We start from the raw sequence: 26,448 nt of genomic DNA on the forward strand, positions 1-26,448 counted from the left end.
AACCGTGAACCGCGCTCAGCCGCGCCGCACCCAGTACACGTCCGTCGTGTACGGCATCTCGATGCTGCCCGGCTGCCGGGTCGCGTCGTGCGAGCCGAGGACCGCGAGGACCTCGGCTCGCACGCGCTCCTGCTCCGCCGGGCTCATCACCGCGACATGGCTGGAGGACATCATCCGCTCCACCACGTCCGTGACCGTCGTCGTGTGCGGGTTCGCCCAGTGCCGCTCCTGTATCCGCGACCAGCCCCGCCGTCCCGCGAAGGCCCCGCGCCAGCCGTCGTCCAGCGGACTGGGCAGATCGCGGGGGGCGAGCCGGAAGTAGATGTCCTGGAAGTCGCGGACCCAGGGCACGGAGGTGTCGTACGTGTTCCACACCAGCGCCAGCGCGCCGCCGGGCCGCAGCAGCCGCTCGACCTCGGCGAGCGCGTCCGCCTCCTGGAACCAGTGCCAGGACTGGGCGGCGACCACCGCGTCCGCGCAGCCGGCCGGCAGCCCGGTGGCCTCGGCGGTGCCCGCGGTGACCGTGACGCCCGGCAGCAGCTCGGACAGCCGGGCCCGCATCTCGGCGACCGGTTCCACCGCGAGGACGTGGGCGCCGGTCAGCGCCAGCAGCCGGGTGAACTTGCCCGTGCCGGCCCCGAGGTCGACGACCGTGCGTCCGGCCTGAAGGGGCAGCGCGTCCGCCAGTTCGGCGAGCGCCGCCATGGGGTACGAGGGGCGGGACCGCTCGTACACACCCGCGGACCGCTGATATCCGACTCCTGCTGCGTGGTGCACCGTCACGCGGGCTGACGGTAGCAGGACCGTATGACAGGAGTGGTACCGGACCTGCGCAAAGAGCCGGGGAACAGCGCGCCAACTCCACACGGTGAAGGAACGGTTGGCCGTACTCTTGAACGACGGCCACGGCGAGCCCCCATGACCCTGCCCTGCGCATGACCCGGCCGATGTTGCATGCTGTGCTCTTCCATCCGGCACACGTGCCCTGGCTACGGAGCGGCGAATGACCTCCTTTCCGGACATCTCCATCAGTACGGAGCGGCTGGTGCTGCGCTCCTTCGAGGAGACGGACATCCCCGCGCTCGCCGAGATGATGAACGACGAACTCGTGACGGCCTGGACCTCGGTGCCCTGGCCCTACTCCGAGGCGATCGCCCGGGACTGGGCCACGGTGAGCTCGCACGCCGTGCGCACCGAGGGGCGCGGCATCGTCTTCGCCGTCACCGAGTTCCTCACCCAGCGCCTCGTCGGCATCTGCCACCTGGACAACACCGACTGGCGCACGCGCAGCAGCGAGGTCGGCTACATGATCGCGCCCTGGGCGCGCGGCGAGGGCTATGCGGCCGAGGCGGTGACGGCCGCCGCCCAGTGGCTCTTCGACGACCAGAAGTTCGAGCGGCTGGAGCTGAGGACGGCCGCCGACAACACAGCGTCGCAGCAGGTCGCGCAGAAGATCGGCTGCATCAGCGAAGGCGTCCTGCGCAACGCGGGAATCGTCCGCAGCCAGACCGAGGACGGACGCTGGGCCGAGATCCGCACCGACCTCATCGTGTGGAGCCTGCTCCCGGAGGACCTCGACGGCCCCGACGGGCAGTCCTCCGACGGCACGGACTACGCGGCCTTCGCCGACTGGCACTGAACCGGCACCGGGAACCGGCACCGAACCGGTACTCGGGCGGACTCATGGCCAAGATCCCGCCGGGGTAGTGTGCGGTGACAGCCCGCACGCGACGCGCCCAGGAGGCAGACCACGATGGCCGACCGGGTCACGGTGATCGGGTGGGACGGCTCGCCTCCGACCGAGGCCGCGCGGTCCGCCCTGAGCGCGGCCACCCTCGTGGCAGGCACCCGCCACCACCTCGCCCTGCCCTTCGTTCCGCAGGACGCCGAACGGATCGTCCTGGGCAGCATCGACCTGGCCGCCCGCCGCATCGCCGGCCACCGGGGCACCGCCGTGGTCCTCGCCGACGGCGACCCGGGCTTCTTCGGCGTCGTACGCGCCCTGCGCGCGCCGGAATACGGCCTGGAAGTCGAGGTCGTGCCCGGTGTTTCATCCGTCGCTCAGGCTTTCGCACGCGCCGGAATGGCCTGGGACGACGCCCGCGTCGTCGTCGCCCATGAACGCACCCTGCGCAGGGCGGTCAACGTCTGCCGCGCCTACCCCAAGGTCGCCGTCCTCACCGCACCCGGCGCCGGACCGGCCGAACTGGCCCTGCTGCTCGGCGGAGTGCACCGCACCTTCGTCATCTGCGAGGCGCTGGGCACCGAGCAGGAGCAGGTGACCGTCCTCACCTCCGACAAGGTCGCCGACCACACCTGGCGCGACCCCAACGTGGTGCTCGTCGTCGGCGGCATCACCTCGTCCGCACCGGCCGTCGCCGGGCGCAGCGGGTGGATCGCCGGCCGCGACCCCGGATTCCCCGGTCCCGTACGCGGCTGGGCGCTGCCCGTCGAGGAGTACGCGATGGGCCCCGTACGGGACGCCCCGGAAGGCGGCGACTCCGCGTCCCTGCGGGCCCTCCAGCTCGCCCACCTCGGCCCGCGCACCGGCGACCTCGTCTGGGATGTCGGGGCCGGCGCGGCCGGGGGAGCGGCCGCCGTCGAGGCCGCGCGCTTCGGGGCCGCCGTCATCGCGGTCGACCGGGACGCGGACGCCTGCGCCCGGATCGAGGCCAGCGCACGGAAGTTCGGCGTCCCCGTCCACATCGTGCACGGCACCGCCCCCCAGGCCCTGGAGGACCTTCCGGAACCGGACGTCGTCCGGCTCGGCGGCGGCTGCGGCGCCGACGTGGTCGCCGCCTGCGTCTCCCGCCGCCCCGAGCGGATCGCGGCCAGCGCGGTCAACCGGGACGAGGCGGAGGCCGTCAGCCAGGCGCTGGAGGACGGCGGTTACACGGTCGGGCGAGTCCTGTTGCAGGCCGTCGAACTCGGCTCCGACTGGGCCGAGCGCGAGCGTGCCGTGGTCTTCGCGCTGTGCGGTCATCGCAGGTGAAAGCCCGGTAGGACCCCTGCGGGGCGGTGGCGGCCGGGCGTTGTGTCCGGATTGCGGTGCACCCCCTCGGGAGTACGCGGACGTGTGCGCACGGTAGGCTGGCGGCTCGTTGTGCCGGTCGTTGTGTGTTGACGGATGGTCTGAGCGGCTGTCAGTGCGGACAGTGCTTCTCACCCTTCGCCGACGGTGCCGCTGACGGGGAACGCTCGTTGTTCCTGTGGGCGGCAGTGCGCGCGGTGCGGCGTTGGAAGGAGCGAAACCGATGGGCGAGGGGCACGCATGACTGACACCGGCCAGGTCCCGGGCGAGGGACTGCCGGGGAACGCAGGCGAAGAAGCGGTTCTGCACCCGCAGCACCACGCCGACCTCCCAGGCAACGCCGAACTCCAGGGCATCGCCGCGCCGCAGCAGCCGATGGGCGCCCCGACCTGGGACTCCGATCCGCTGACCGCGCCGGTCCCGCCCGCGTACACCTTCCTTGAGCAGCCGGGCGGCCCCGTACCGGTGCCGATCGGTGCCGACGAGGACGAGGATCTGCTGATCATGCCGGGCCCCCAGGCCTCCTGGGGCGACCCGCAGCCGGTGCCGCTGCCCACGCAGTCGACCATGTCCGTTCCGGTGCCGACGCCGGTACCCGTGCAGGTGCCTGTGGCCGCGCCGGTACCTGAGCATGTGCCGGTACCTGAGCCTGTGCCGGTCCAGCCGCTGCTCGCTGCGCCGGAGCCTGCCGAACCGGTGGCGTTCCAGCCGGTGGTGGCCGAGCCCCTGGCGCCGGAACCGGTCGCCGCCGAGCCCGTTGCCGCCGAGCCGGCTGCCGCCCGGCCCGTCGAGCCCGCGCCGATAGCGGACCCGGTGCCGGTCCAGGTCGTGGCCGCGCCGGAGGCGCACGAGGAGGACGGCCGTGACTCCGGTTCGGTCGACTTCGCGGCCGTACGTGCCCTGGCCCCGGAGCCTGTCCAGCCGACGCCCGCCCCCGCGCGGCGGCCCCTGCACATGGGCCCCCCGATGCCCGATCCCGCGACGGGCGGCGTGGTGCGCTCGCTCGCCGACCGCGGCCCCGCGACGCAGGTTCAGGTGCCGGTTCAGGTGCCCACCCCCGCGACTCCCGCGACCCCGGTGCCGCTACGGCAGCCCGGGCCGCCGACCACGGGTCCCGAATACCTCGACGTGCCGCGTGACGAACCTGCCGTCGTGCCCACCGTCGCGCCGGCGCCTGCTCCCACGCCCGCTCCCGTTCCTGTTCCCGCCGCGGACCCCGTCCCGCAGGTGACCCCGGTCGCCGGTACCGCGTGGCCCGCCCCGGTTCCCGTCGAGGCGCCGGAGCCGGAGCCGGAGCCGGTCCTTGAGGCGGAGGCCGTGGAGCCGCCGGTGGATGACGTGCCGCCACTGCCCTTCGGGCTCGAACCGGCGGACGCCCCGCAGGAGTCCGTCGCGGAGCCCGAGCCCGAGCCTGTGGTGGAGCCCGAGCCCGCGCTTGTGGTGGAGGCCGCTCCGGAGCCGGAGCCTGAGCCCGTGGTCGTGGCTGTGTCCGGGGCTGCGGATGTTCTGGCGGAGCCGGAGCCGGCACCGGCACCGGAAGCGGAACCCGAGCCGGTCGAAGAGCCCGCTGCGGTGGTCCCCGAAGTACCCCAGGTCCAGGTCGAGACGGTAGTGGCAGAGCCGGAGCCGGAGCTGGAAGCCGTCGAGGAGCCGGTGGCCGAGGCCGCTGCGGAGGAGGCCGAGGCCGAAGCCGTGGAGGAGGCCGTGGAGGCTTCCGCCCCCGCCCCTGCCCCCGGGGCCCCCGCTGCCGAGGGCTACGACGCCGCCGTGCGCGACGCGGTGCACCGCGTCATCCGTGAGCGCCGCGACATCCGCAACGGCTTCCGCAGCGACCCGATCCCGCACGAGGTGCTGATCCGGGTCCTGGAGGCCGCCCACACCGCCCCCAGCGTCGGCCATTCCCAGCCCTGGGATTTCGTGGTCATCCGTTCCGCCAAGACGCGCGAGCGCATGCACGAACTCGCCATGCACCAGCGGGAGGCGTACGCCAAGTCGCTCCCGAAGGGCCGTGCCAAGCAGTTCCGCGAGCTGAAGATCGAGGCCATCCTCGACACTCCGGTCAACATCGTCGTCACCGCCGACCCGACCCGCGGCGGCCGCCACACCCTCGGCCGCTACACCCAGCCCCAGATGGCGCCCTATTCGTCGGCCCTCGCCGTCGAGAACCTGTGGCTCGCGGCCCGCGCCGAAGGCCTCGGCGTGGGCTGGGTGAGCTTCTTCGACGAGCGCGAGATGGTGCGCGAACTCGGGCTTCCCGAGCACCTGGAGGTCGTCGCCTACCTCTGCGTCGGATACGTCGACGAGTTCCCCGAGGACCCCGAGCTGGTCCAGGCGGGCTGGTCCAAGCGCCGGCCGCTGGCCTGGGTCGTCCACGAGGAGGAGTACGGCAACCGCGCCCTGCCCGGCGAGGCTCCGCACGACCTCCTCGAAGAGACCTTGCGCGGCATCCGCCCCCTCGACGCCAAGGCGCTCGGCGAGGCCTGGGAGCGCCAGAAGCGCATGACCAAGCCCGCCGGTGCCCTGGGCATGCTGGAGATCATCTCCGCCCAGCTCAGTGGTCTGTCCCGGCAGTGCCCGCCGCCCATCCCCGAGCCCGCCGCCGTCGCGATCTTCGCCGGCGACCACGGTGTCCACGCCCAGGGCGTCACCGCCTGGCCGCAGGAGGTCACCGCCCAGATGGTGGCCAACTTCCTGGGCGGTGGGGCGGTCTGCAACGCCTTCGCCAACCAGGTCGGCGCCGAGGTCTGCGTCGTCGACGTCGGCGTGGCCGCCGAGCTGCCCAACACGCCCGGGCTGCTCCCGCGCAAGGTCCGGTACGGCACCTCCGACTTCACCGTCGGCCCCGCGATGTCCCGCGAGGACGCCCTGCGCGCCATCGAGGTCGGCATCGAGACCGCCCGCGACCTCGTCGCCGCGGGCAACCGTGCCCTCCTGACCGGCGAGATGGGCGTCGCCAACACCACGGTGTCCGCTGCCCTGATCTCCGTCTACACCGGCGTCGACCCGGCCGAGATCACCGGCCGCGGCACCGGCATCAATGACGAGATGCACGCCCGCAAGGTCGACGTCGTCCGCCGCGCCCTCGAACTCCACCGCCCCGACCCCGCCGATCCCATCGAGGTCCTCGCCGCCATCGGCGGCCTGGAGCACGCCGCCATGGTCGGGCTGCTGCTCGGCGCCGCCTCCCTCCGTACGCCGGTCATCCTCGACGGCGTCAGCGCCGGCGCGGCCGCGCTCGTGGCCCGGGCCATCGCCCCCGAGGTGCTCGCCGCCTGCATCGCCGGTCACCGCAGCGCGGAGCCCGGACACCGGGCGGCCCTCACCAAGCTGGGCCTGCGGCCCCTGGTCGACCTCGACCTGCGCCTCGGAGAGGGTACGGGGGCGTTGCTCGCACTCCCGCTCGTGCAGAGCGCTGCGCGCGCGATGCACGAGGTCGCGACGTTCGACTCGGCCGGGGTCACCGAAAAGGCCTGAGAGCCACCCGCACCCCGGCCACGGGCCGCACCCCGCCCGGGCAATGTCGGGCCGCCTTATGGTTGCCGTACCAGCAGAACGCAAGGAGCCGCACAGCCATGGCCATGGACCGTAACGACGCGCCCGCGTACCCCGTCGGACTGCGCCTGTCCGGACGGCGCGTCGTCGTCCTGGGCGGCGGCCAGGTCGCCCAGCGGCGGCTTCCCCCGCTGGTGGCGGCGGGGGCGGACATCGTGGTGATCTCGCCCTCGGCCACCCCCTCCGTGGAGGCGATGGCGGACGCGGGCGAGCTCCGCTGGGAGCGCCGGGCGTACCGCGAGGGTGACCTCGCGGAAGCCTGGTACGTACTGATCGCGACGAAGGACGCGCAGGCGAACGCCGCCGCTTCCGCCGAGGCGGAGGCCCAGCGCGTGTGGTGTGTGCGCAGCGACGACGCGGACGCGGCCACCGCCTGGACCCCGGCGACCGGCCGCAGCGAGGGCGTCACCGTCGCCGTGCTGACCGGCCGGGATCCGCGCCGTTCCGCCGCCGTCCGGGACGCGATCGTGGAGGGCCTGCGCGACGGTACGCTCGCCGCCCCCCACCACCGCACCCGCACCGCCGGTGTGGCCCTGGTCGGGGGCGGTCCGGGCGACCCGGACCTGATCACGGTGCGGGGCCGCAGGCTGCTGGCGGAGGCGGACGTGGTGATCGCGGACCGCCTCGGGCCCCGCGACCTGCTGGACGAGCTCGCCCCCCACGTGGAGGTCATCGACGCGGCCAAGATCCCGTACGGGCGGGCCATGGCGCAGGAGGCCATCAACAACGCGCTGATCGAGCACGCGAAGGCGGGCAAGGCCGTCGTACGGCTCAAGGGCGGCGACCCGTTCGTGTTCGGTCGTGGCATGGAGGAGGCCGAGGCGCTGGCGGAAGCCGGGATCCCGTGCACCGTCGTCCCCGGTATCTCCAGCTCGATCAGTGTGCCGGGCGCTGCCGGCATCCCGGTGACCCATCGGGGCGTGGCCCATGAGTTCACGGTCGTCAGCGGGCACGTGGCCCCGGAGGATCCGCGTTCGCTGGTGGACTGGACGGCCCTGGCCAAGCTGCGCGGCACGCTGGTGCTGCTGATGGCGGTCGAGCGGATCGGCGCGATCGCGGCCGCCCTGATCGAGCACGGCCGTGCGCCCGGCACCCCGGTCGCGGTCATCCAGGAGGGTACGACCGCCGCCCAGCGCCGGGTCGACGGCACGCTCGCCACCGTGGCCCAGGTGGTCGCGGACGAGGGCATCCGGCCGCCCGCGGTGATCGTGATCGGCGAAGTGGTCGCCGTCGGCGCGGGCAAGGCCCCTAGGGCTTAGGCCCTGTCTTGTGGATCTCCGTGGCGTCGCGTGCCCTGGCACCAGCGCTCGCGGCGTTGTCGTCGGTCGACAACGTCCCCCAGCTAGACGCTGGGAGGTGCCCCCACCGCGTTGCCTCCCTCCTCCGCCTTGCGATCACAGGCACCGCAGAGACATCAGCCGCTGGCGCGGCGGGCCGCTCCTTCCCCACGGAGATCCACAAGACAGGGCCTAACCGCCGGTAACTTCCGGTGTCCCCGGCATTGGCACCGTACTTCGGACAAGGCAGTATCACCCTGTGGCTGAGCTCATCACGATCGACGATCCCGACGACCCGCGTCTGCACGACTACACCTCGCTGACCGATGTGGAGCTGCGGCGCCGACGCGAGCCGGCCGAAGGGCTGTTCATCGCCGAGGGCGAGAAGGTGATCCGGCGCGCCCGTCACGCCGGTTACCGCATGCGCTCGATGCTGCTGTCGGCGAAGTGGGTCGATCTGATGCGCGATGTCATCGACGAGGTACCCGCGCCGGTCTACGCGGTCACCCCGGAGCTCGCCGAGCGCGTCACCGGCTATCACGTGCACCGGGGCGCGCTGGCGTCCATGCAGCGGCGGCCGCTGCCGTCCGCCGACGAACTGCTGGGCGGTGCGCGGCGCGTGGTGATCATGGAGGCCGTCAACGACCACACCAACATCGGCGCCATCTTCCGCAGCGCCGCGGCCCTGGGCATGGACGCCGTCCTGCTCTCCCCGGACTGCGCCGACCCCCTCTACCGGCGTTCGGTGAAGGTCTCGATGGGAGCCGTCTTCTCCGTCCCCTACGCCCGGCTCGACACCTGGCCGCGCGGCCTCGAAACGGTGCGCGAGGCCGGCTTCAAACTGCTCGCGCTCACTCCCGACGACAAGGCCACCGACATCGACGAGGCCGCCCCGCACCGGCTGGACCGGGTGGCACTCATGCTGGGCGCGGAGGGCGACGGGCTGTCCACGCAGGCGCTGGTGGCCGCCGACGAATGGGTACGGATCCCGATGGCGCACGGGGTCGATTCGCTCAATGTCGGCGCGGCGGCCGCCGTGGCCTTCTACGCGGTCGCTACGGCACGTCCGCGATGAGGCCGAGAAGCTCCGTCACCACGACGTCATAGGCCGGATCCGCGTAGTACGAGCTGTGCCCGCGCAGCGGCGACACGGGTGTGTCCGCGGCGGCGGTGACCTGGGCGGGGTCGCGGAGCTGGATCTCCGGGCCGAGCCGGCGCAGCCAGTGGCCGTCGCCCGCGACGGGGGTGGAGGCGTTGACCTGGGCTCCGTCGATGGCCTGCCACGGGACGCTCTCCGGCAGTACGGGGCCCACGGGGCCGGTCGTGGGCGCGGCCAGGACGGGGCCGCCGAGGGGGTCGGTCCAGCGGTGCAGGTTGCGCCAGCGGCCGTCCAGCCCGGCTTCGTAGAGCTCACGGAGCCGTCGATGTCCTGCGTACGCCGGGAAGAGTCTCGGATACGCCCACATCAGCTGTGAGCCGTGCGTCAGCAGCGCGAGGCGGGGGAGGGGCGAGGGGGTGTCCCGCCCCAGCAGCATGGCGGTGGCCGCACAGATCAGGCTGCCCTGGCTGTGCCCCGACAGCACGACCTTGCCGCCGTCCTGGGCCTTGTCGCGGACCCGCTGGGCGAGCGCCAGCACCGCGCGGCCGCCGTACGGGGGCGGGACGATCGGGTGCGCCAGGCGCGGCCAGAAGGCCAGCAGGTCCCACAGGATGCCGGTGCGGCGCCGCCACTGCGGGCTGCGGAAGGCGCGGACGCCCAGGAACGCCAGCCCGGCGGCGAGTCCGGTCAGGGCCCAGGCGCCGATGTCGTCGGCCACGCCGAAGAAGCGGTATCTGTACAGGTGGTCCTGGATCCAGTCGAAGCTCCGGTCCGGGCCGGGCAGCACCGCGTACCAGCCGAGGCCGCCCTGGACGACGGCGGCCAGGAAGCCGGCGGTGCCCAGCCAGGCCAGCTTCGACGGGAGCCGGTACTTCAGCGCCGCCCCGCTCCAGGAACCCGCGATGCGCCCGGTGGTGCGGTTGCCCGGTTCCCCGGGGGCGTAGTCCTGGTGGATGCGCGCGGTGTAGTCGAGCCTCAGCTCCGGGCGGAAACGGCGCCATGTCACGGCCGCGGCCAGCAGCACCGCCGCCGCGACCACGGCGGCCCACAGCAGCGCGGTCACATGGATGAGATCGGGCAGCACGAGGGAGACCGCGTGGTCCTTTGTGCTGCCGGCGCTCTCCGCGGGTTCCACGAGACGGCCCAGCAGCCGCGCCGTCTGCAGCGCCAAGCCCGAGGTGAAGCCGGTCGCCAGCAGCACCGCGAAGCCCGCGATCGCCGGACAGGCCAGCCCTCCCCACAGGGCGCGGAAGGGCCGCGGGACCTCGTCGGCGGGCGGGAGGGTCGTACGCAGCAGAACGGTGGCCCCGAGCAGCACCAGCAGCAGCACGGCGCTGCCGGCGTACAGCACGCCGAAGGCCCAGTCGAAGCCGCTCAGATGGACCGGCCGGCGCGATACGCCCCGGGGGTCGGCATGGGCCCCGAACACCGCGGCGATCACGACGGTCGCCAGGAGCATCGCCCAGGCGAGGCGGCGCTGCCACAGGCACCAGGGCGGAATCGCGATGGTGTCGCGGCCGGTCGGATCCCACTGCGGCGCGCGGGGGTGATGGCCGGTCAGGGTGAGGACCGCGCAGACCAGGGCGATGACCGCGGCGGCGAGGAAGAGCACCCACAGGGCGTTGTCCGCCCAGTCCTGCGACTTCCTCAGCCCGGCCACCGGACGGATGGTCAGATGCGCGACCAGCATCACCACCACGGCCGTGGCGGCCGTCGTGTGGAACACCCTCAGCATGGGCGCGCGCGGTGACGTCGCCCAGAAGGCCTCCTGGTCGAGCGCCCCGACCGCGTCGGGCCACGGCTCGGGAGCCCCGGCCCCCGGCGGCGGATACAGGTAGACCTGGCGGCCGAACCAGGTCAGCAGGGCGATCAGCAGCGCCGGCCCGGCCGCGCCCAGCGGCAGCCGCCACGCCCAGGTGGTGCGGCCGGAGAACGGCAGCCAGGCGTTCGCGCTCGTACAGCGGGCACTGCCGCCGCACTGCCAGGCGACGAGGTCGATGGCGACGAAGGCGACGGCCGTGGTGAGCAGCACCGTCAGCACCAGGCCGAGCAGCCGCAGGGCGGCGTCGGCGGTGCGGCGGGCCGCCCTGTGCGATGTGTCGCCCGGCGCCATCGGCAGCGTGTACCGCGAGAGATTGAGCACCCCGAACGGCGCGAGCAGCAGCCACAGCGCCTTCGACACCGACCCGGAGGTCATCGACCCCCAGTGGAACGCCTCCCGCACCGGCGGTTCCTGCGGCGCCCGGGAGCGCCGCAGGAAGCGGGCGGTGTCATCGCCGTCGACCTGCCGCAGCGGCTGGATCTGCAGCAGGTCCTCCGGCGGCGTACCGCTGACGCCGTGTACGCGAATCTCCGTCACATCCGGCATGTCCTCAGCATTCGGGCCCGGGGGCTCCAATGCCATACGCCGAACGGGTCAGGGCCTGTCCGGCGACTGCGGTCCATGTGCCGCTGGCGCGGCGTGGCCGCGGCGTCGCTTGCCCTGGCACCAGCGCTCGCGGCGTTGTCGTCGGTCAACGACGTCCCCCAGCTAGACGCTGGGAGGTGCCCCCACCACGTCGCTTCCCTCCTCCGCCTTGCGATCTCAGGCGCCACAGAGACATCAGCCGCTGGCGCGGCGGGCCGCTCCTTCTCCCGAGGAGATCCGCCGGACAGGCCCTAGGGACTGTCCGGCCCTGAAGCCCGGATCAGCCGGCCGGCGGCAGATCGACCAGCCCGGCGAGCGCAGCCCGGTGGCGGCCCGGGGTGCCCAGTGCGATCTCGTCGGCCTTGGCGCGCTTGAGGTAGAGGTGGGCCGGGTGCTCCCAGGTCATGCCGATGCCGGCATGCAGCTGGACGGCCTCCTCGGCGGCGTGCACCGCGACCGACGAGCAGTACGCCTGGGCGACGGCGACCGCGATGGGCGCGTCCGGGGTGTTCGTGGCGAGCGCGTCGGCGGCGTTGCGGGCGGCGGCGCGGGCGGAGACGACCTCCAGCCAGAGGTCGGCCAGGCGGTGCTTGATGGCCTGGAAGGAGCCGACGACGCGCCCGAACTGGTGCCGCTCACCCAGGTAGCGCACCGTCTCGTCCAGGCACCACTGGGCCACGCCCAGCTGCTCCGAGGCCAGCAGTCCCGCGCCGGTGAGGAGCGCCCGGTTCAGGGCGAGCGCCGCACTGGTGGGGCCGGCGAGGAGACGGGCGGGCGCCGCGAAGAACTCGATGTCGGCGACCGGGCGGGTGAGGTCCAGCGACACGGGGGCGGAGATCCGTACGCCGGGGGCGTCGGCGGCGACCTCGTACAGGCCGGGCTGCCCGTCCGGGCCGACGGCCGGCACGACGAGTACGCCGGCGGCTTGGGCGTCCGCGACGCTGGTCACGCGGCCGGTGAGGGTGCCGTCCGCCTCCACCCGTACGCCGCCCGGGAAGGCCGCGCCGGGGGCGGTGGGCAGCGGCACGGCCAGCGCCGCGACGGCCTCGCCCGAGGCCAGCCGGGTCACGAGCGCGTCGGCGGCCTCGGTGCCCGCCGCCAGCAGGGCCGAGGTCGCGAGCACCGCGCTGCCCAGGAACGGCACCGGCGCCACGGCCGCCCCCAGCTCCTCCAGCACCACGGCCACCTCGCGCGCCGAAGCATCCTGGCCGCCCAGCTTCCCGGGCACCAGCAGCCCGGCCAGGCCGAGCTCCTGGCCCAGGGTCCGCCACAGCGCCGGGTCGTACGGGGTGTCGCTCTCGATCCGGGCGAGCACGGCGGAATGCGGGCAGCGGTCGGCCAGCAGGGCGCGCACGGCGGAGCGGAGGTCGTCCTCGACCTCGGTGTACAGCAGATCGACGGTCGAGCTCATCGGGGCAGGTCCTTCCAGGCGACGTCCTTGTCCGTACGGGGCTCCGAGGGCAGGCCGAGCACGCGCTCGGAGACGATGTTGCGGAGGATCTCCGACGTACCGCCCTCGATCGAGTTGCCCTTGGCCCGCAGATAGCGGTAGCCCGCGTCCCGTCCGTAGAAGTCGACGATCTCGGGGCGGGTCATCGTCCAGTCGCTGTAGCGCAGCCCGTCCTCGCCGAGCAGCTCCACCTCCAGCCCGCTGAGCTGCTGGTTCAGGCGGGCGAAGGCCAGCTTGATGCCCGCCCCCTCCGGGCCGGGCGCTCCGACGGCGAGCTGCTGGCGCAGCCTTTCGGCGGTGAGGCGGGCCACCTCGGAGTCCACCCACAGCCGCAGCAGCCGGTCGTGCGTGTCCGGGGTGCGCAGCTCGGGGCGCGAACGCCAGGTCGCCGCGACATTGCCGATCATGCCGCCCTCGCGGGGGATGGCCTGGCCGCCGATCGCGACCCGCTCGTTGTTCAGCGTCGTCTGCGCGACCCGCCAGCCGTCGCCGACCGCGCCGAGGCGGTGCGCGTCCGGGATCCGTACGCCGGTGAGGAACACCTCGTTGAACTCGGCCTCGCCGGTGATCTGCCGCAGCGGCCGCACCTCGACGCCGGGGTCGGTCATGTCGCACACGAAGTACGTGATGCCCTGGTGCTTCGGCACGTCCGGGTCGGTGCGGGCGATCAGGATGGCCCAGCGCGCGTTGTGCGCGTTCGACGTCCAGACCTTCTGGCCGGTGACGATCCAGTCTCCCCCACTCTCGGCTTCGCTCGAGCGGGAGGTACCCCCATCGTCCCGGACCGCCCTGGTGCGGAGCCCCGCCAGGTCGGAGCCGGCGCCCGGCTCACTGAACAGCTGGCACCACACCTCCTCGCCGGTCCACAGTGGGCGCAGCCAGCGTGCCTTCTGCTCGTCCGTCCCGAACCGCAGGACGGTCGGCGCGGCCATCCCCAGCCCGATCCCGATCCGCTTCGGGTCGTTGTCCGGCGCTCCGGCGGCCGCCAGCTCGGCCTCCACGACGTCCTGCAGCCCACGCGGCGCGCCCAGCCCCCCGAGGCCCTCCGGGTAGTGCACCCACGCCAGCCCCGCGTCGAACCGCGCCCGCAGGAACTCCAGTCGTCCCGTCGTCCCCGGGTCGTGCGCCGCGACCAGCGTCCGTACCCCGTCGCGCAACTCTTCCGCTGTCGTCATACGCCGCGCCTTCCTTGTCCCGTCTAAGCAAGCGCTTAGTAACGTACCCGCCGCTGAGCCTCCGGACAAGCCGCGCGGGCTGTCCGGCGTTGGTGGGGTCCGGGCTCAGGGCCTGTTCGGGCCCGTCAGTGCTGCGGCGGAGCCGCGACGCGGCCGATGCCGCGCGGGGGGCCCTGGCACCCCTGGGCCGCGGCGATGCCGAGCGCGACCAGAAGGGTCACCACGACGAACACGATGAGCCGCTGCCGCAGCAGCCGCCGGTCGCCCCGCGGCGGCACGGGACGCCGTCCCGCCGGGGTCCGCGGGGCCGGCACCGGCGTACGGCCCGTGCCGGCACCCGGGCCCGTCGCCCGCACCGTCGGCCGCGGCGTATGCCGCGCGGCGGAACCGGCCCCCGCCGAGGAGGACGTGCCGTCCGCCGCCGTACGCCGCTCCGTGCGCTGCTCCACGTACGCCTGGGCCCGGGCCCCGGTCGGCCGTTCCGGGCCCCGCGCGGCGGGCGGCGTGCTCAGCCCGCGGGCCTCCCGGGCCGCGATCTCCGAGAGCCGCTCGGACAGTTGGACCGTGCTGGGCCGGTCCCCGGGATCCTTCGCGAGACACGCGTAGACCAGCGGCGCCAGCGAATCCGGCACCCCGCTCAGATCCGGCTCCTCGTGCACGACGCGGTAGAGCATCACCTCGGAACTGCCCTGCCCGAACGGCGAGTCCGCGGTCGCCGCGTACGCCAGCGTCGCCCCGAACGCGAAGACGTCGGTGGCCGGGGTGACCGCCGCGCCCCGCACCTGCTCGGGCGCGAGGAAGCCGGGCGAGCCGACGGCGGTGCCGACATGGGTGAGCGTGCTCGCGCCCGTCGACCAGGCGATGCCGAAGTCGATGATCCGGGGGCCCTTGGGCGACAGCAGGATGTTCGACGGCTTCAGATCCCGGTGCACGACGCCCGCCTCATGGACCGCCACCAGACCCTCCGCCAGGGCCGCGCCGATCGAGGCGACTTCGGCCGCGCTCAGCGTGCCCTGCTGGCCGACCTTGTCGTGCAGCGAGGGCCCGGGTACATACTGCGTGGCGAACCACGGCCGGTCCGCGTCCAGATCGGCCGCCACCAGCCGGGCCGTACAGCCGCCCCGGATCCGCCGCGCCGCCGACACCTCACGGGCGAACCGGGACCGGAACTCCTGGTCCTCGGCCAGCTCAGGACGGATCACCTTCAGGGCCACCCGCTGCCCGCGCTTGTCCGCGCCGAGGTAGACCACGCCCATGCCGCCGGCGCCCAGCCGCCTGTGCAGCCGGAACGAGCCGACGACACGCGGATCCTCGCGCCGGAGCCGCATCATCGTCATGTCCATCCCCGCTGCCTGGCTGCCCAGTTCTGACGCCCACAGCTTACGGATAGAGCGCCCGGTGTGCTGATAGGCCGCGCATGCGCCGGACGGGGGATTGTCAGTGCCGGGTGAGATCCTGGTTGTACGGGAAAAGGTCCGCCGGCTGCGGCCGGAGGACCGGGTTCTCACCATCAACGGACTGTCGCGCTAGGGGGATTGACGCCGTGAAAGGTGATCGTGTGGAGATAGTCGTGGACGCCGGGGACACCACCCGGACCTATGAGGTGATCGCCACCAGGGCCGGGCGCCGGGTAGAGACAGCGGTCCGCCGCGGGGTCGTCGAAGTGAGCGAGGTCACTCGCAGCGGCTCCGTGGTCCGCACCGCCCGCTTCATGGCCACCCGCGTACTGGCCCTGGTCGAGCAGCCCGTACCCAGGGACCAGCCGGACGAAGGCGCCCCGGCGTGACGGGTGGCTACTACAACCGTCAGGGGTGGCTACTGCAACCGTCAGGGTCGCCTCCACCCAGCGGGCCCCTTTTTCGTGCCGCCCTCGCGGGCGCTTCGCTGGCTTCGGGGCGGCTGCGTCGGATTCCATCCGCCGGGCCGTGGCCGGGGTGGCTACCGCAACCGTCGGGGTCGCCTCCACCCAGCGGGCCCCTTTTTCGTGCCGCCCTCGCGGGCGCTTCGCTGGCTTCGGGGCGGCTGCGTCGGATTCCATCCGCCGGGCCGTGGCCGGGGTGGCTACTGCAACCGTCGGGGTCGCCTCCACCCAGCGGAGTATGTGCGACCTCCTGGAGTCATCCTCATGGAGGCCCGGGAGTCGGTACGACGGCATGACGACCGGGGCGGCGCGCGTCCCTAGTCTTTAGGTCAAGCGGCGGGCGGAGTACTCGTCCCCCGAGGTCAACGCCCGCCGCCCCGGACCACCAGTGAGCAGGAGAGGGCCATGGCGAACACGGTGAGCCGTACGGTGCGTCCGACTCGCGGCAGCAGGATCGCCGCGATCGGGATACGTCCGTCGGGCACCCGGCATCCGCTGGTGGCGGTGGCGATGGTGCTGCCGCTCGCGGTGCTGCTCGTCGTGGTCTTCGGCGGCTGGCAGGCGGTGGTCACTCAAGCGTCGTCCGTGGCCGGTCTTATGGGGCGCTGACAGATCGCCCCAGACCCGGAAGAGCGGTCCGGGTCGGGGATACCGGTGACGAAACCCCGTGGGGACGGGGGTCCGGCGGACGGCATGTGATGCCCAGGTACCCAGCAACGGGTACCTGGGCATCGCCGGTTCGCGGGTTCGCGGCGTGTTTGACTGGCGGGGGAGGGACGAAAACGTATGCGGGAGCGAACAGTGAGCGCGGCCGAGCCGGCGCCGCCGGCCGTGGACCGGGCTCTGCGCGGGCTGGTGACCGGCCTGGTGCAGGACATCGAGGTGCTGGCCGAGCGCAGCGACAGCACCGTCGTCCGCTTCGGCGACACCGTGTTCAAGGCGCACGCCCCCGGCACCGACCGCGAGGCCCTGGCCCAGCGCGTCGGCGTGGCCGCTCACCCGCTGCTGGCCGGGATCCTGCTCGCCCCGCTGCCCCTGTCGCTGAACGCGGTCGCGGACGGCCGGCCCGTGACGGCCTGGCCGTACGGAGAGCCGGTGGCCCGGCACACCGACCCCGACGCCGCGCCGTGGGAGGAGGCCGCCGTGCTCCTCGCCCGGCTGCACGCGATTCCGCCCGCCGGGCCGGCCGGGGGCCGGGCCCTGCCGCCGATGCGCGGCCCGGCGAAGGCGGCCGCGGCCCTGGCGAGGATGCGCGCGGCAGGGCGGCCCGACCCCGCCGTACTGCGGGTCTGGGCCGCCCTGCCGGCCTGGGCCCGCGACGAGGCCCCGCCGCCGGACACGCCCCGCACCCGCACCCTCTGCCACGGCGACCTGCACCTGGGCCAACTCGTCCGGCACCCCGCGCCGTACGGCCCCTGGCGGCTGATCGATGTGGACGACCTCGGTGTGGGCGAGCCCGCCTGGGATCTGGCCCGCCCGGCGATGTGGTTCGCCGCCGGGGTGCTGGAGCCCGAGGTGTGGGCCCGTTTCCTGGGCGCGTACCGGGCCGCGGGCGGGGCCGCCGTGCCGGCGGACGGTGACCCGTGGCCGTATCTCGATGTGCCGGCCCGCGCGTTGGCCGCGCAGACCGCGGCGATCGCGGTGGCCAAGTGCGCGGAGGAAGGCCGCGTACTCGACGAAACAGAACAAGCCGTCCTCGATACCTGCCGCCGCATCGCGGAAGTATCGTGAACCGACCGACCCAGCTGAGCAAGGAGTTGAGCCGACGATGCACTGTCCCAAGTGCCATGGCCCGATGCAGACGTTCAACCGCAACGGCGTCCAGATCGAGCAGTGCGGCAACTGCCGGGGGATCTTCCTGGACTATGGCGAGCTCGAGGCGCTGACCCGCATCGAGGGCCAGTACGCCGCCCAGCCCGCCCCGCCGCCGCAGGCCTACCCGGCCGCCCCGCCGCAGGCGTACCCCCAGCAGCACGCTCCCGCCTGGGGCGCCCCGCAGCACGGCGGCCACGGCGGCCACTACGGCCACCACAAGCACCGCAGCCTGGGGCACATGCTGTTCTCGTCCTGACGCGTGCCGTCGGCACGGATGAGGCGACGAGTCGGTCTCATCCGTGCCGACTGCGGTGCGGTGGTGCCGGAAACGACAAGATCCCCAGGCCTGCCGTGAAGGCTGACCTGGGGATCGACTGTGGACGATACTGGGATTGAACCAGTGACCTCTTCCGTGTCAGGGAAGCGCTCTCCCGCTGAGCTAATCGTCCTCGGTGCTGCGGGTGGTGCCGCGTACTGCGTGCGCGATACTGGGATTGAACCAGTGACCTCTTCCGTGTCAGGGAAGCGCTCTCCCGCTGAGCTAATCGCGCGGGGATACAACAAGGGCCCTCGCGGGCCCAGTGGACGATACTGGGATTGAACCAGTGACCTCTTCCGTGTCAGGGAAGCGCTCTCCCGCTGAGCTAATCGTCCGTAGAGGTGGAGACGGGATTTGAACCCGTGTAGACGGCTTTGCAGGCCGTTGCCTCGCCTCTCGGCCACTCCACCAACGCAGGGGCTCGGGAAGAATCCCCCACTCCGAGCGGACGACCAGGTTCGAACTGGCGACCTCAACCTTGGCAAGGTTGCGCTCTACCAACTGAGCTACGTCCGCAGGTGCCGTTTGCCCGGGGCGCTTCCGCGTCCCGGCGACGTGTTGAACTCTAGCGGATTCCCGCGCCGCCTCCAAAACGCGTTTCCGCAGCGTGCCGGGCAGGTGACCAGGGCATCTCCTCGTCCGCCCCGGTTCTACACTCGCAGCAGACCCTCCCGACCGATCCAGGAACCCCCGTGCCCGACCTCGCTCCCATGGCCAGGTTCGGCGGCCTTGTCGCCTCCGACCTGCGCGATGTCACCACCGACCCCGCCGCTCTGGACTCCGCCGGCTTCTGGGCGGTGGCCGCCGGTTTCGAGGGGCGGACGGTGTGCGCGCGCTTCGGGGACGTACGTCCGGAACCGGCCGCGAGGCCCACGCGGGGTGTGCGGGATGTGCCGGCCGGTCGCTGGCGCGGGCCGGCTCAGGCCGACTGGACCTCCTCCCTCGACCGGGAGGCGTACACCGCGGGCGTACGCCGCATACGCGAGTACATCGCGGCCGGCGAGGTCTACCAGGCCAACCTGTGCCGGGTGCTGTCGGCGCCGATCGCGCCCGACGCGGACGTGGACGCCCTCACCGCGCTGCTGGCGCACGGCAACCCCGCCCCGTACGCGGGAACGATCCGGCTGCCCGGGCACGGGGTCGAGATCGCCACCGCCTCTCCGGAGCTGTTCCTGCGCCGCCGGGGCTCCGAGGTCGAGTCCGGGCCCATCAAGGGCACCGGACGGACGGAGGCGGACCTGCTGCCCAAGGACCATGCCGAGAACGTGATGATCGTGGACCTGGTCCGCAACGACCTCGGCCGGGTCTGCGTCACCGGCAGTGTCACCGTCCCCGAGCTGTGCGTGGTGGAGAAGCACCCGGGGCTGGTCCACCTGGTGTCCACCGTGCGCGGCGAGCTGCGCCAGGGCGCCGGCTGGGCGGAGCTGTTCGCGGCGGCCTTCCCGCCCGGCTCGGTGACCGGCGCCCCCAAGTCCAGCGCCCTGCGCATCATCGAGGAACTGGAGCCCGCCCCGCGTGGCCCCTACTGCGGCGGCATCGGCTGGGTTGACGCCGACCGGGGCACGGGCGAGTTGGCGGTGGGCATCCGTACCTTCTGGATCGACCGTACGCAGCCCGGCGAACCGTTTCTGCGCTTCGGGACCGGAGCAGGCATCACCTGGGGCTCGGACCCGGAGCGGGAGTGGGACGAGACCGAGCTGAAGGCGGCCCGGCTGCTGGCGGTAGCGTCGGGGGAGTACGGGGCGCAGTACCCGGCGCAGTACGAGACGACTTACGAGGAGACGCAGTGAGCAGCAGCATCTGGGTCGGCGGGGGGCTCCGGGACGCGGACGCGGCCACCGTGTCCGTCATGGACCACGGGCTGACCGTCGGCGACGGCGTCTTCGAGACACTCAAGGCCGTGGACGGCACCGCCTTCGCCCTCGACCGCCACCTGCGGCGCCTCGCCCGCTCCGCGCGCGGCCTCGGGCTGCCCGAGCCCGACCTCGAAGAGGTCCGCGACGCCTGCGCCGCGGTCCTGGAGGCCAACCCCATGCCGCTCGGCCGGCTCCGCGTCACCTACACCGGCGGCACCTCCCCGCTCGGCTCCGAGCGCGGCGACACCGGCCCGACACTCGTCGTGGCCCTCGGCACCGCCGCCGCACGGCCCGATACCACCGCCGTCGTCACGGTGCCCTGGACCCGCAACGAGAAGGGCGCCCTGGCCGGGCTCAAGACCACCTCGTACGGCGAGAACGTCGTCGCCCTCGCCCAGGCACACCGGCACGGCGCCTCCGAGGCCCTCTTCGCCAACACCCGGGGCCGGCTCTGCGAGGGCACCGGCTCCAACGTCTTCGTCGTCATCGGCGGCAAGCTCCTCACCCCGCCGCTCGCCTCCGGCTGCCTGGCCGGCATCACCCGCGAGCTGGTCGCCGACTGGAGCGGCGCCGAGGAGGCCGACCTCCCGCTGGACGCGCTTCAGGAGGCCGAGGAGGTCTTCCTGACCTCCACCCTGCGCGACGTCCAGAGCGTGCACTCCGTCGACGGCCGCCCCGTCGCCGCCGCCCCGGGCCCTGTCACCGCCAAGGCGATGCGCATCTTCGCCGAGCGCGCCGCCGCCGACGTGAACCCATGACCACGACGCTGCGCCCCGCCGAGCCGGAGCGGCGGGGGGCCGACGGAGTGCGCTCCCGCCGTTTCACCGTGTGCGTCAACAGCCGCCCGGTGGGCGAGATCACCGTCGGCACGGACGCCCGCTTCGGACCGGAAGTCGGCCGGATCAAGGGCCTGAGCATCGAGCCCGCAGACCGGCGGCGCGGCCGGGGCACGGTGGCCGCTCTCGCCGCCGAGGAGGTCCTGCGCGGCTGGGGCTGCCGCCGGATCGACGTCAGCGTCCCCGCCGACACCCCGGACGCCCCCGTCGCGCTCCGGCTCGCCGCCGCACTCGGCTACGTCGAGTGCAACCGGGCCATGGCCAAGCCGGTGGCGGCCTCGCCTGCCGGCCTTCCGGAGGGCAGCGCCGTCCGCCCCATGAACGGGGCCGAATACGCCGCCTGGGACGAGCGCGAACGCGCCGCCTACGTCCAGAGCTGGATCGACCGGGGCCTGACCCCGGCCCGGGCCGCCGCGCTCGCCGACGCCGACTACCGCGCCGCTCTCCCCGACGGCCCCGCCACCCCTCACACGGCCCTGCGCGTCCTCTCCCACCACGGCGCCGACGTCGGCCATCTCTGGCTCCGCCTCGCAGTCCCCGCCTGGGTCTTCCTCATCACCATCGACCCCGCCCACCGGGGCCACGGCCACGGCCGCTCCCTCATGCTCGCCGCCGAACGCGAATGCGCCGTCGCCGGCGTCCCCACCCTCGGCCTCAACGTCTACACCGCCAACACGCCTGCCGTGCGGCTCTACGACTCCCTGGGCTACCAGCCGACCGAGCACCACTTCAGCAAGCCGCTGCTCTGAGCCTGGCGTTCGGGCCTGTCCGGGTGGCCGGTTCCGTCCTCAATCGCCGGACGGGCTGTTCAGCCCGTCCGGCGATTGAGGACAAAGCGCAGCCGGCGGGCTGCGCAACCCGGCGAACGCATTCCGGTCACCGCACGAGCAGGCGGTCGGCGATGGCCTCGATGCGCAGGCGCAGGCCGTCCTGGCTCTTGCCGCCGTCGAGCCGCTCGCCGCCGATGACGTACGTGGGCGTGCCGGTGACGCCGATGGCCTTGCCCTCGGCCTGGTCGGCGTCGACGACGAGCAGGTGGCGGCCGTCGACGAGTGCGGTGTCGACCTCGTCGGCGTCGAGGCCGACCTCGGCGGCGATCTCGACGAGCAGCTTCTCGCCTCGGGTGCCGAGTTCGCCGGCGCGGGCGAGGACGGCCTCGGTGTAGGCCCAGCCGTTGCCCTGGACGAAGGCCTCCTCGGCGGCCTGGGCCGCGGCGTAGGCGTGCTTGTTCTTCTCCAGGGGGAAGTGGCGGAGCTGGATGACCAGCGCGTCGCCGTATTTGGCCCGCAGGGCGCGCAGGTCGTCCAGGGCGGTGGCGCAGTCGGGGCACTGCAGCTCGCACCAGTATTCGAGCACAGGGGAGGAAGCGTCGTTCATGACGGACAGTCTCCCACTCGCGGAGGAGGCGCCCCGGAGATGACCCTGATCCCGCCTCGGCACCGTGGCCCGGACGGCGGGGCCGGGTGCACGATGGAGGCATGCTCACTTCGACCGTGTGTGTCGCGCTGTCGGCGGCGGGTCTGGCCATCGCCCTGCTCACGGCTTACCGCAAGCGCTATCTGGCCGCGGTACGGACCGCCGCGTTCGCCCTGCTGCCGGTCGGCCTGTACATGACGGGGCTGGTCACCCTGGGGAGCAAGGTGGGGAAGGCGGTCGGCAGCTGGGCGTCCGACCTGGTCTTCAAGCCGTCCGTGTGGGCGGGCTTCGGCGTGCTGGCGGTGTCGGTGGTGCTCTACGCGGGGAGCCGGTTCGCGGCCGGCCGCCGCAAGGAGAAGGGCAGGGGGCGGGGCGCGGCGGCGGTGGCCCCGGCCTCGGCCGCCCCCGCGCTGCCGAAGTCGAAGCGAGCGCAGGCCACGTCCGATCTGTCCGACTTCAGTGATGTCGAAGAAATCCTCAAACGGCGCGGAATCTGAACGGATCTGAGACTCACAGGTCCACATACTGAGATCATCCCTGAGGGTGCGCGTGTTGGTCGCGCGCCCGCCCCGGCCTGCGCGATCATCGCCGTGGCGACCTCAACTGCCGCCCCCTGAGCGGTATTTGGCATGCCCAGGGGCGTACGGTTGTGCGAGTTCGCTTCCCCCGCCGAGCGACTCACGATCATCCCTGGGGCCATGGAAGCAGAAGCAGAGAACAACGAGCCCCGGGGTTGCCTGTTCGCCCTGTCCCAGCCGCCGCTGATGCTGTTCCTGACCGTGATCGGCGGGCTCATCGGCATCGGGGCGCTGTGCGACATCCGGCCGTTCTTCTGACCTCCGCCCGCTGACCTCCGGGCGGCGTCAGCTCGCCGTTTCCGCCTCGCGCCGCCGGGCCCGGTACGCCGCCACATGGAGCCGGTTGCCGCAGGTGCGGCTGTCGCAGTAGCGGCGGGAGCGGTTGCGGGACAGGTCGACGAAGGCGCGCCGGCAGTCCGGTGCGTCGCAGCGCCGAAGGCGCTCGCGCTCGTCGCCGACGAGGAGGAAGGCGAGCGCCATGCCGCCGTCGGCGGCGAGGTGGTCGGCGAGGGAGGCGCCGGGGGCGAAGTAGTGGACGTGCCAGTCGTAGCCGTCGTGGTCGGTGAGCCGGGGGGTGGTGCCGGCCTCGGCGACCAGGGTGTTGATCAGTGCGGCGGCCTCGGGGGTGGTGGTGGCCGCGAAGACCTGGGCGAAGCGGTCGCGTACCTCCCGTACCGCCTTGAGGTCCGGCTCAAGGAGCGGGCCGACCTCGCTGACGTCGTTGCGCTCGACAAAGGCCTGGAGCGCGGCGACGTCCGGCAGGCCCTCGTGGCCGTCGTACTCGGGGCCGGTGTTGATCAGATCCACGACGGAGTCGAGGGCGCACTTGGTGTCATGGTTGATCAGCACGGAATCGCTCCCTGGCCGGATATGGCGGGCGTTCCGGTGACTTTAGCGCGAGAGCCGCTGCCTCGGAGCTGTGCTCCGGAACAGCGGCTCTCGTGCTTGTGCTCGTGCTCGGGCTCGTGTCCGCGCCGTACCCCCGAGATCAGTACGGCCACGGACGGGCGGGTGGAACCTCAGCTCTCCGCGAGGATGTGGGAGAGCTCCGTGTCCAGGTCGAAGTGACGGTGCTCGGTGCCCGGTGGCACGGCGGCGTCGGTCCGCTTCAGGAACGACTCCAGGGCCCGCGCGGGGGCTTCGAGCAGGGCCTCCCCCTCGGGGGAGCTCAGGGCGATGCACACGACGCCCTGGCCGTGGCTGCGGGACGGCCAGACACGGACGTCTCCGGTGCCGGTGGGCCTGTGCAGCCCCTCGGCGAGCAGGTCGCGGGCGAATACCCATTCGACCGTTTCCTCGGCACCGGTGTGGAAGGTGGCGTGCACGGCATACGGATCGGCCGTGTCGTACCGCAGGCCCGCCGGGACGGGCAGTGACGATTCGCTCGACACAACGAGGCGCAGGTGCAGCTCGCAGCTGACCGTGGTGTTCATAAGCGCCAGGGCCTTTCGCTCAGTGTGCGCTCGGGGATTCGCACGTCGGCGAAATCGACATGCCACCAGCGGGGACGTTGTAAACCCCTCTGACTGGTTTGTGAGGCTTCTGGTACCTCATCCGGCGGAGTTCCGATATCGCCCGGAAGGCCATTCCGGTGATCGTCGTCGGTCGGGTACGTTTGTACATGTGACTGCGGAGAGTGACGAGCGTGAGGTGGCTGTGGGTAACGATGAGGGCGAACCCGGGGGCGAGGGCTCCGAACGGCCCCTGGGTTCGAGGGCGCCGCACTTCATCAGGCGGTCGCGGGCGCTGCATCTGAGCTGGCAGGTCGTGGTGTTCCTGGTCGGCCTGGCGGTGGTGGCCCTCGGGGTGGTGCTGCTGCCGCTGCCGGGGCCGGGCTGGGTGGTGATCTTCGCCGGCATGGCGATCTGGGCGACCGAGTTCGTGTGGGCGCAGCTCGTGCTGCGCTGGACCCGGCGCAAGGTGACCGAGGCCGCGCAGCGGGCGCTGGACCCGGCGGTGCGGCGCCGGAACATCATCCTGACCACGGTCGGCCTGGTGATCATCGGGGTGCTGGCGGCGGTCTACCTGGAGCGCTACGGCTTCGTCATGCCGTGGAACGCCAGCTGAACCGGCAGGTCGCCGCCATGGTCGGAGCGGCCGCTGAGGTGCGGTAATGTTGTGCGCGCACCGGGGCGATTAGCTCAGCGGGAGAGCACTTCGTTCACACCGAAGGGGTCACTGGTTCGATCCCAGTATCGCCCACCCGTCGCCCGCCACCGCCCTTCCAAGGGGCGCTGGCGCGCACACCGTTTGATTCCCGGACCGAGGGCCCGGAAGCCGAGAGGCTTCCGGGCCCTTCGGCGTTCCGGCCTGCGGCCTCTCGTGTGCGGTTGTCATGCGCCTGCAGATTCCTGTGTCAGAACCATTGACGTCCTGTGAGGCGCTCTTTAACGTTTCACGGCAAGCGCTTGCCTTAAACGTTTCAACTGCCCGAAGGGGGCGTGTCGTGAACGTTCGACGGAGTGTGCGCGCACTGAGGACGATGGGGGTCGGGGTCGTCGCCCTCGGGTTACTGGCGGTCGGCTGCGGCGGCGGCAGCGGGAGTTCGGCGGATGGAAAGGTGACGATCCGTTACTCATGGTGGGGCGCCGCGGACCGGGCCGAGCTGATCAAGAAGACGATCACGCTCTTCGAGAAGAAGCATCCGAACATCACCGTCAAGACGGACTTCCAGGAATACGGTGATTTCTGGACGAAGTTCAACACGCAGGCGGCCGGCGGAAATGCGCCGGACGTCTTCCAGAACTCCGTCGCATTCTTGCGTAAGTACGGTGAAAAGAATCTTCTGCTGGATCTCAACTCGCAGGTCAAGGCCGGGAATCTGAGCCTCAAGGACTTCCGTGCGGGCCTGGAGAAGGCCGGCGACATCGACGGCAAGCTGCTCGGCGTGCCCGTCGGCGGCAACACCTTCGCCCTGGTCTACAACCCCGCCGAGTTCAAGAAGGTCGGCGTCACGCCCAAGCTCGGCTGGACCTGGGACGAGTACAACACCGCCGTCAAGAAGATCAGCGAGGCCAAGGACGGCCTCTACGGCGCCAGCGACAACGGCGGCGTGATGTATCTGTACGACCTCTACCTGCGCCAGCACGGCAAGGCCTTCTTCACCGCCGACAAGACGCTCGGCTTCACCGAGGACGACCTCAGGCTGTGGTGGGGCGACCACCTCGCCGCCAACAAGGCCGGCGATCTGGTCCCGGCGAAGAAGAGCGAGCAGGTCAAGCCCAAGTCCTCGGTCAGCGCCGATCTGTCGGCGTCGGAGTTCACCTGGGACAACTTCCTGGTCCGCTACGGGGCGGAGACCAAGACCGCGCTGGCACTGGCGCCGATCCCGACCACGGACGGGAAGAAGACCGGGCAGTACATCTCCTCGCTGATGCTGAGCGGCTCGGCCCGCACCAAGCACCCCAAGGAGGTCGCCCAGTTCATCGACTTCATGACCCACGACCCCGGGGTCGGCAAGATCATGGGCTACAACCGCGGCGTCCTGCCGACCAACGCGCAGTTCGACGCGTACACCCCGACCGGGGTGGACGCCCAGGTCGCCGCGTACGAGAAGGAGGTCGCCGCCGCCGGGGTCATCGAGCCGATCACCCCGCACCCGGCGGGCGCGGATGTCTGCGAGGCGTCGCTGCTGCGGATCTACGGCGAGATCGCGCAGGGCACCACCTCGGTGGACAAGGGCGTGAGCACCTTCTTCAGCGAGGCGAAGACCGCGCTCGGTTCCTGAAGGTCCCGCGACTCCCGCGACTCCCGAGACTCCTGAGACTCCTGAGGTC

At 72.5% G+C, this 26,448-nt stretch carries 24 protein-coding genes and 6 tRNA genes; 17 read left to right on the forward strand and 13 right to left on the reverse strand.

Annotated features, from left to right (window positions below; translation table 11 throughout):
• Window positions 1–15 precede the first annotated feature (15 nt).
• Window positions 16–783, reverse strand: coding sequence for a class I SAM-dependent methyltransferase (locus OG607_RS38785; RefSeq protein ID WP_405733977.1), 768 nt, complete (start codon window positions 781–783; stop codon window positions 16–18).
• A gap of 220 nt (window positions 784–1,003) precedes the next feature.
• Between OG607_RS38785 and OG607_RS38790 the strand changes: the two genes are divergently transcribed.
• The 5 genes from OG607_RS38790 to OG607_RS38810 all read left to right on the forward strand — a co-directional run bounded on the left by OG607_RS38790 (window position 1,004) and on the right by OG607_RS38810 (window position 8,935).
• Complete coding sequence (locus tag OG607_RS38790; RefSeq protein ID WP_405733979.1) at window positions 1,004–1,639, forward strand: GNAT family N-acetyltransferase; 636 nt, start codon at window positions 1,004–1,006, stop codon at window positions 1,637–1,639.
• Between the two features lie 114 nt (window positions 1,640–1,753).
• Window positions 1,754–2,992, forward strand: coding sequence for a precorrin-6y C5,15-methyltransferase (decarboxylating) subunit CbiE (cbiE, locus tag OG607_RS38795; protein ID WP_405733981.1), 1,239 nt, complete (start codon window positions 1,754–1,756; stop codon window positions 2,990–2,992).
• 279 nt (window positions 2,993–3,271) lie between these two features.
• Window positions 3,272–6,505, forward strand: coding sequence for a nicotinate-nucleotide--dimethylbenzimidazole phosphoribosyltransferase (cobT, locus tag OG607_RS38800; RefSeq protein WP_405733983.1), 3,234 nt, complete (start codon window positions 3,272–3,274; stop codon window positions 6,503–6,505).
• A gap of 104 nt (window positions 6,506–6,609) precedes the next feature.
• Complete coding sequence (gene cobA / locus OG607_RS38805) at window positions 6,610–7,842, forward strand: uroporphyrinogen-III C-methyltransferase (RefSeq protein WP_405737342.1); 1,233 nt, start codon at window positions 6,610–6,612, stop codon at window positions 7,840–7,842.
• A gap of 277 nt (window positions 7,843–8,119) precedes the next feature.
• A complete protein-coding gene (locus tag OG607_RS38810) occupies window positions 8,120–8,935 on the forward strand; it encodes a TrmH family RNA methyltransferase (RefSeq protein ID WP_405733985.1) in 816 nt (271 codons plus the stop codon).
• On the opposite strand, the gene OG607_RS38815 is transcribed toward OG607_RS38810, so the two are convergent.
• From OG607_RS38815 to OG607_RS38830, 4 genes are all read right to left on the reverse strand, one after another.
• On the reverse strand, window positions 8,916–11,327 hold the full coding sequence (locus OG607_RS38815; protein WP_405733987.1) for a hypothetical protein: 2,412 nt from the start codon (window positions 11,325–11,327) through the stop codon (window positions 8,916–8,918). The genes OG607_RS38810 and OG607_RS38815 overlap by 20 nt on opposite strands.
• A 319-nt stretch (window positions 11,328–11,646) precedes the next feature.
• Window positions 11,647–12,777 carry an acyl-CoA dehydrogenase family protein gene (locus OG607_RS38820; protein ID WP_405733989.1) on the reverse strand — a complete coding sequence of 377 codons (1,131 nt, stop codon included), beginning with the start codon at window positions 12,775–12,777 and terminating at the stop codon, window positions 11,647–11,649.
• Entirely contained in the window at window positions 12,774–13,991 is a 1,218-nt protein-coding gene (locus tag OG607_RS38825) for an acyl-CoA dehydrogenase family protein (protein ID WP_405733991.1), read from the reverse strand. The genes OG607_RS38820 and OG607_RS38825 overlap by 4 nt, the downstream gene beginning before the upstream one ends.
• Before the next feature lie 125 nt (window positions 13,992–14,116).
• Window positions 14,117–15,328 carry a protein kinase domain-containing protein gene (locus OG607_RS38830; protein ID WP_405737344.1) on the reverse strand — a complete coding sequence of 404 codons (1,212 nt, stop codon included), beginning with the start codon at window positions 15,326–15,328 and terminating at the stop codon, window positions 14,117–14,119.
• 206 nt (window positions 15,329–15,534) lie between these two features.
• On the opposite strand from OG607_RS38830, the gene OG607_RS38835 reads away from it, so the two are divergent.
• The 4 genes from OG607_RS38835 to OG607_RS38850 all read left to right on the forward strand — a co-directional run bounded on the left by OG607_RS38835 (window position 15,535) and on the right by OG607_RS38850 (window position 17,923).
• Window positions 15,535–15,777, forward strand: coding sequence for a hypothetical protein (locus tag OG607_RS38835; protein WP_405733993.1), 243 nt, complete (start codon window positions 15,535–15,537; stop codon window positions 15,775–15,777).
• A gap of 480 nt (window positions 15,778–16,257) precedes the next feature.
• The gene (locus tag OG607_RS38840; RefSeq protein WP_405733995.1) at window positions 16,258–16,461 is read left to right on the forward strand and encodes a hypothetical protein; all 204 of its coding nucleotides are present in this window, start codon (window positions 16,258–16,260) and stop codon (window positions 16,459–16,461) included.
• 177 nt (window positions 16,462–16,638) lie between these two features.
• On the forward strand, window positions 16,639–17,583 hold the full coding sequence (locus OG607_RS38845) for a phosphotransferase family protein (RefSeq protein WP_405733997.1): 945 nt from the start codon (window positions 16,639–16,641) through the stop codon (window positions 17,581–17,583).
• Between the two features lie 37 nt (window positions 17,584–17,620).
• Window positions 17,621–17,923, forward strand: coding sequence for a zf-TFIIB domain-containing protein (locus OG607_RS38850; protein WP_405733999.1), 303 nt, complete (start codon window positions 17,621–17,623; stop codon window positions 17,921–17,923).
• Window positions 17,924–18,044: 121 nt separating this feature from the next.
• Here the strand turns inward: OG607_RS38850 and OG607_RS38855 are convergent.
• The 5 genes from OG607_RS38855 to OG607_RS38875 all read right to left on the reverse strand — a co-directional run bounded on the left by OG607_RS38855 (window position 18,045) and on the right by OG607_RS38875 (window position 18,502).
• Window positions 18,045–18,116: transfer RNA gene (locus tag OG607_RS38855), tRNA-Val, on the reverse strand.
• Between the two features lie 30 nt (window positions 18,117–18,146).
• A tRNA-Val gene (locus OG607_RS38860) sits at window positions 18,147–18,218 on the reverse strand.
• A gap of 31 nt (window positions 18,219–18,249) precedes the next feature.
• Window positions 18,250–18,321 (reverse strand) — tRNA-Val (locus OG607_RS38865).
• A gap of 4 nt (window positions 18,322–18,325) precedes the next feature.
• Window positions 18,326–18,396, reverse strand: a tRNA-Cys gene (locus OG607_RS38870).
• Between the two features lie 33 nt (window positions 18,397–18,429).
• Window positions 18,430–18,502 (reverse strand) — tRNA-Gly (locus OG607_RS38875).
• 176 nt (window positions 18,503–18,678) lie between these two features.
• Here OG607_RS38875 and OG607_RS38880 point away from each other — a divergent pair.
• The 3 genes from OG607_RS38880 to OG607_RS38890 are packed head-to-tail and all read left to right on the forward strand — an operon-like array spanning window position 18,679 to window position 21,427.
• Window positions 18,679–19,776: a chorismate-binding protein gene (locus OG607_RS38880; protein ID WP_405734001.1), complete on the forward strand. Its 1,098-nt coding sequence runs from the start codon at window positions 18,679–18,681 to the stop codon at window positions 19,774–19,776.
• Window positions 19,777–19,835: 59 nt separating this feature from the next.
• Window positions 19,836–20,600 carry an aminotransferase class IV gene (locus OG607_RS38885; protein WP_405737347.1) on the forward strand — a complete coding sequence of 255 codons (765 nt, stop codon included), beginning with the start codon at window positions 19,836–19,838 and terminating at the stop codon, window positions 20,598–20,600.
• Window positions 20,597–21,427, forward strand: coding sequence for a GNAT family N-acetyltransferase (locus tag OG607_RS38890; RefSeq protein WP_405734003.1), 831 nt, complete (start codon window positions 20,597–20,599; stop codon window positions 21,425–21,427). Before OG607_RS38885 ends, OG607_RS38890 begins: the two co-directional genes overlap by 4 nt.
• 127 nt (window positions 21,428–21,554) lie before the next feature.
• Here the strand turns inward: OG607_RS38890 and OG607_RS38895 are convergent, their stop codons facing one another.
• Window positions 21,555–22,055, reverse strand: a complete 501-nt coding sequence (locus tag OG607_RS38895) for a DsbA family protein (protein ID WP_405734005.1) — start codon at window positions 22,053–22,055, stop codon at window positions 21,555–21,557.
• 101 nt (window positions 22,056–22,156) lie between these two features.
• On the opposite strand from OG607_RS38895, the gene OG607_RS38900 reads away from it, so the two are divergent.
• The gene (locus tag OG607_RS38900) at window positions 22,157–22,591 is read left to right on the forward strand and encodes a hypothetical protein (protein ID WP_405734007.1); all 435 of its coding nucleotides are present in this window, start codon (window positions 22,157–22,159) and stop codon (window positions 22,589–22,591) included.
• A gap of 201 nt (window positions 22,592–22,792) precedes the next feature.
• Complete coding sequence (locus OG607_RS38905) at window positions 22,793–22,930, forward strand: hypothetical protein (RefSeq protein ID WP_329320213.1); 138 nt, start codon at window positions 22,793–22,795, stop codon at window positions 22,928–22,930.
• A 27-nt stretch (window positions 22,931–22,957) separates the two neighbouring features.
• On the opposite strand, the gene OG607_RS38910 is transcribed toward OG607_RS38905, so the two are convergent.
• Together OG607_RS38910 and OG607_RS38915 are read right to left on the reverse strand one after the other, a co-directional pair.
• Complete coding sequence (locus OG607_RS38910) at window positions 22,958–23,521, reverse strand: CGNR zinc finger domain-containing protein (protein WP_405734009.1); 564 nt, start codon at window positions 23,519–23,521, stop codon at window positions 22,958–22,960.
• A 170-nt stretch (window positions 23,522–23,691) separates the two neighbouring features.
• Window positions 23,692–24,105, reverse strand: coding sequence for an SsgA family sporulation/cell division regulator (locus OG607_RS38915; protein WP_003959770.1), 414 nt, complete (start codon window positions 24,103–24,105; stop codon window positions 23,692–23,694).
• A gap of 190 nt (window positions 24,106–24,295) precedes the next feature.
• On the opposite strand from OG607_RS38915, the gene OG607_RS38920 reads away from it, so the two are divergent.
• The 3 genes from OG607_RS38920 (at window position 24,296) to OG607_RS38930 (ending at window position 26,399) form a co-directional block, all read left to right on the forward strand.
• Window positions 24,296–24,739, forward strand: a complete 444-nt coding sequence (locus OG607_RS38920; RefSeq protein ID WP_405734011.1) for a TIGR02611 family protein — start codon at window positions 24,296–24,298, stop codon at window positions 24,737–24,739.
• A gap of 63 nt (window positions 24,740–24,802) precedes the next feature.
• A tRNA-Val gene (locus OG607_RS38925) sits at window positions 24,803–24,874 on the forward strand.
• A gap of 280 nt (window positions 24,875–25,154) precedes the next feature.
• On the forward strand, window positions 25,155–26,399 hold the full coding sequence (locus OG607_RS38930) for an ABC transporter substrate-binding protein (protein WP_405737349.1): 1,245 nt from the start codon (window positions 25,155–25,157) through the stop codon (window positions 26,397–26,399).
• Window positions 26,400–26,448 lie beyond the last annotated feature (49 nt).

This window comes from Streptomyces sp. NBC_01537 (assembly GCF_045040445.1).
GTDB lineage: Bacteria > Actinomycetota > Actinomycetes > Streptomycetales > Streptomycetaceae > Actinacidiphila.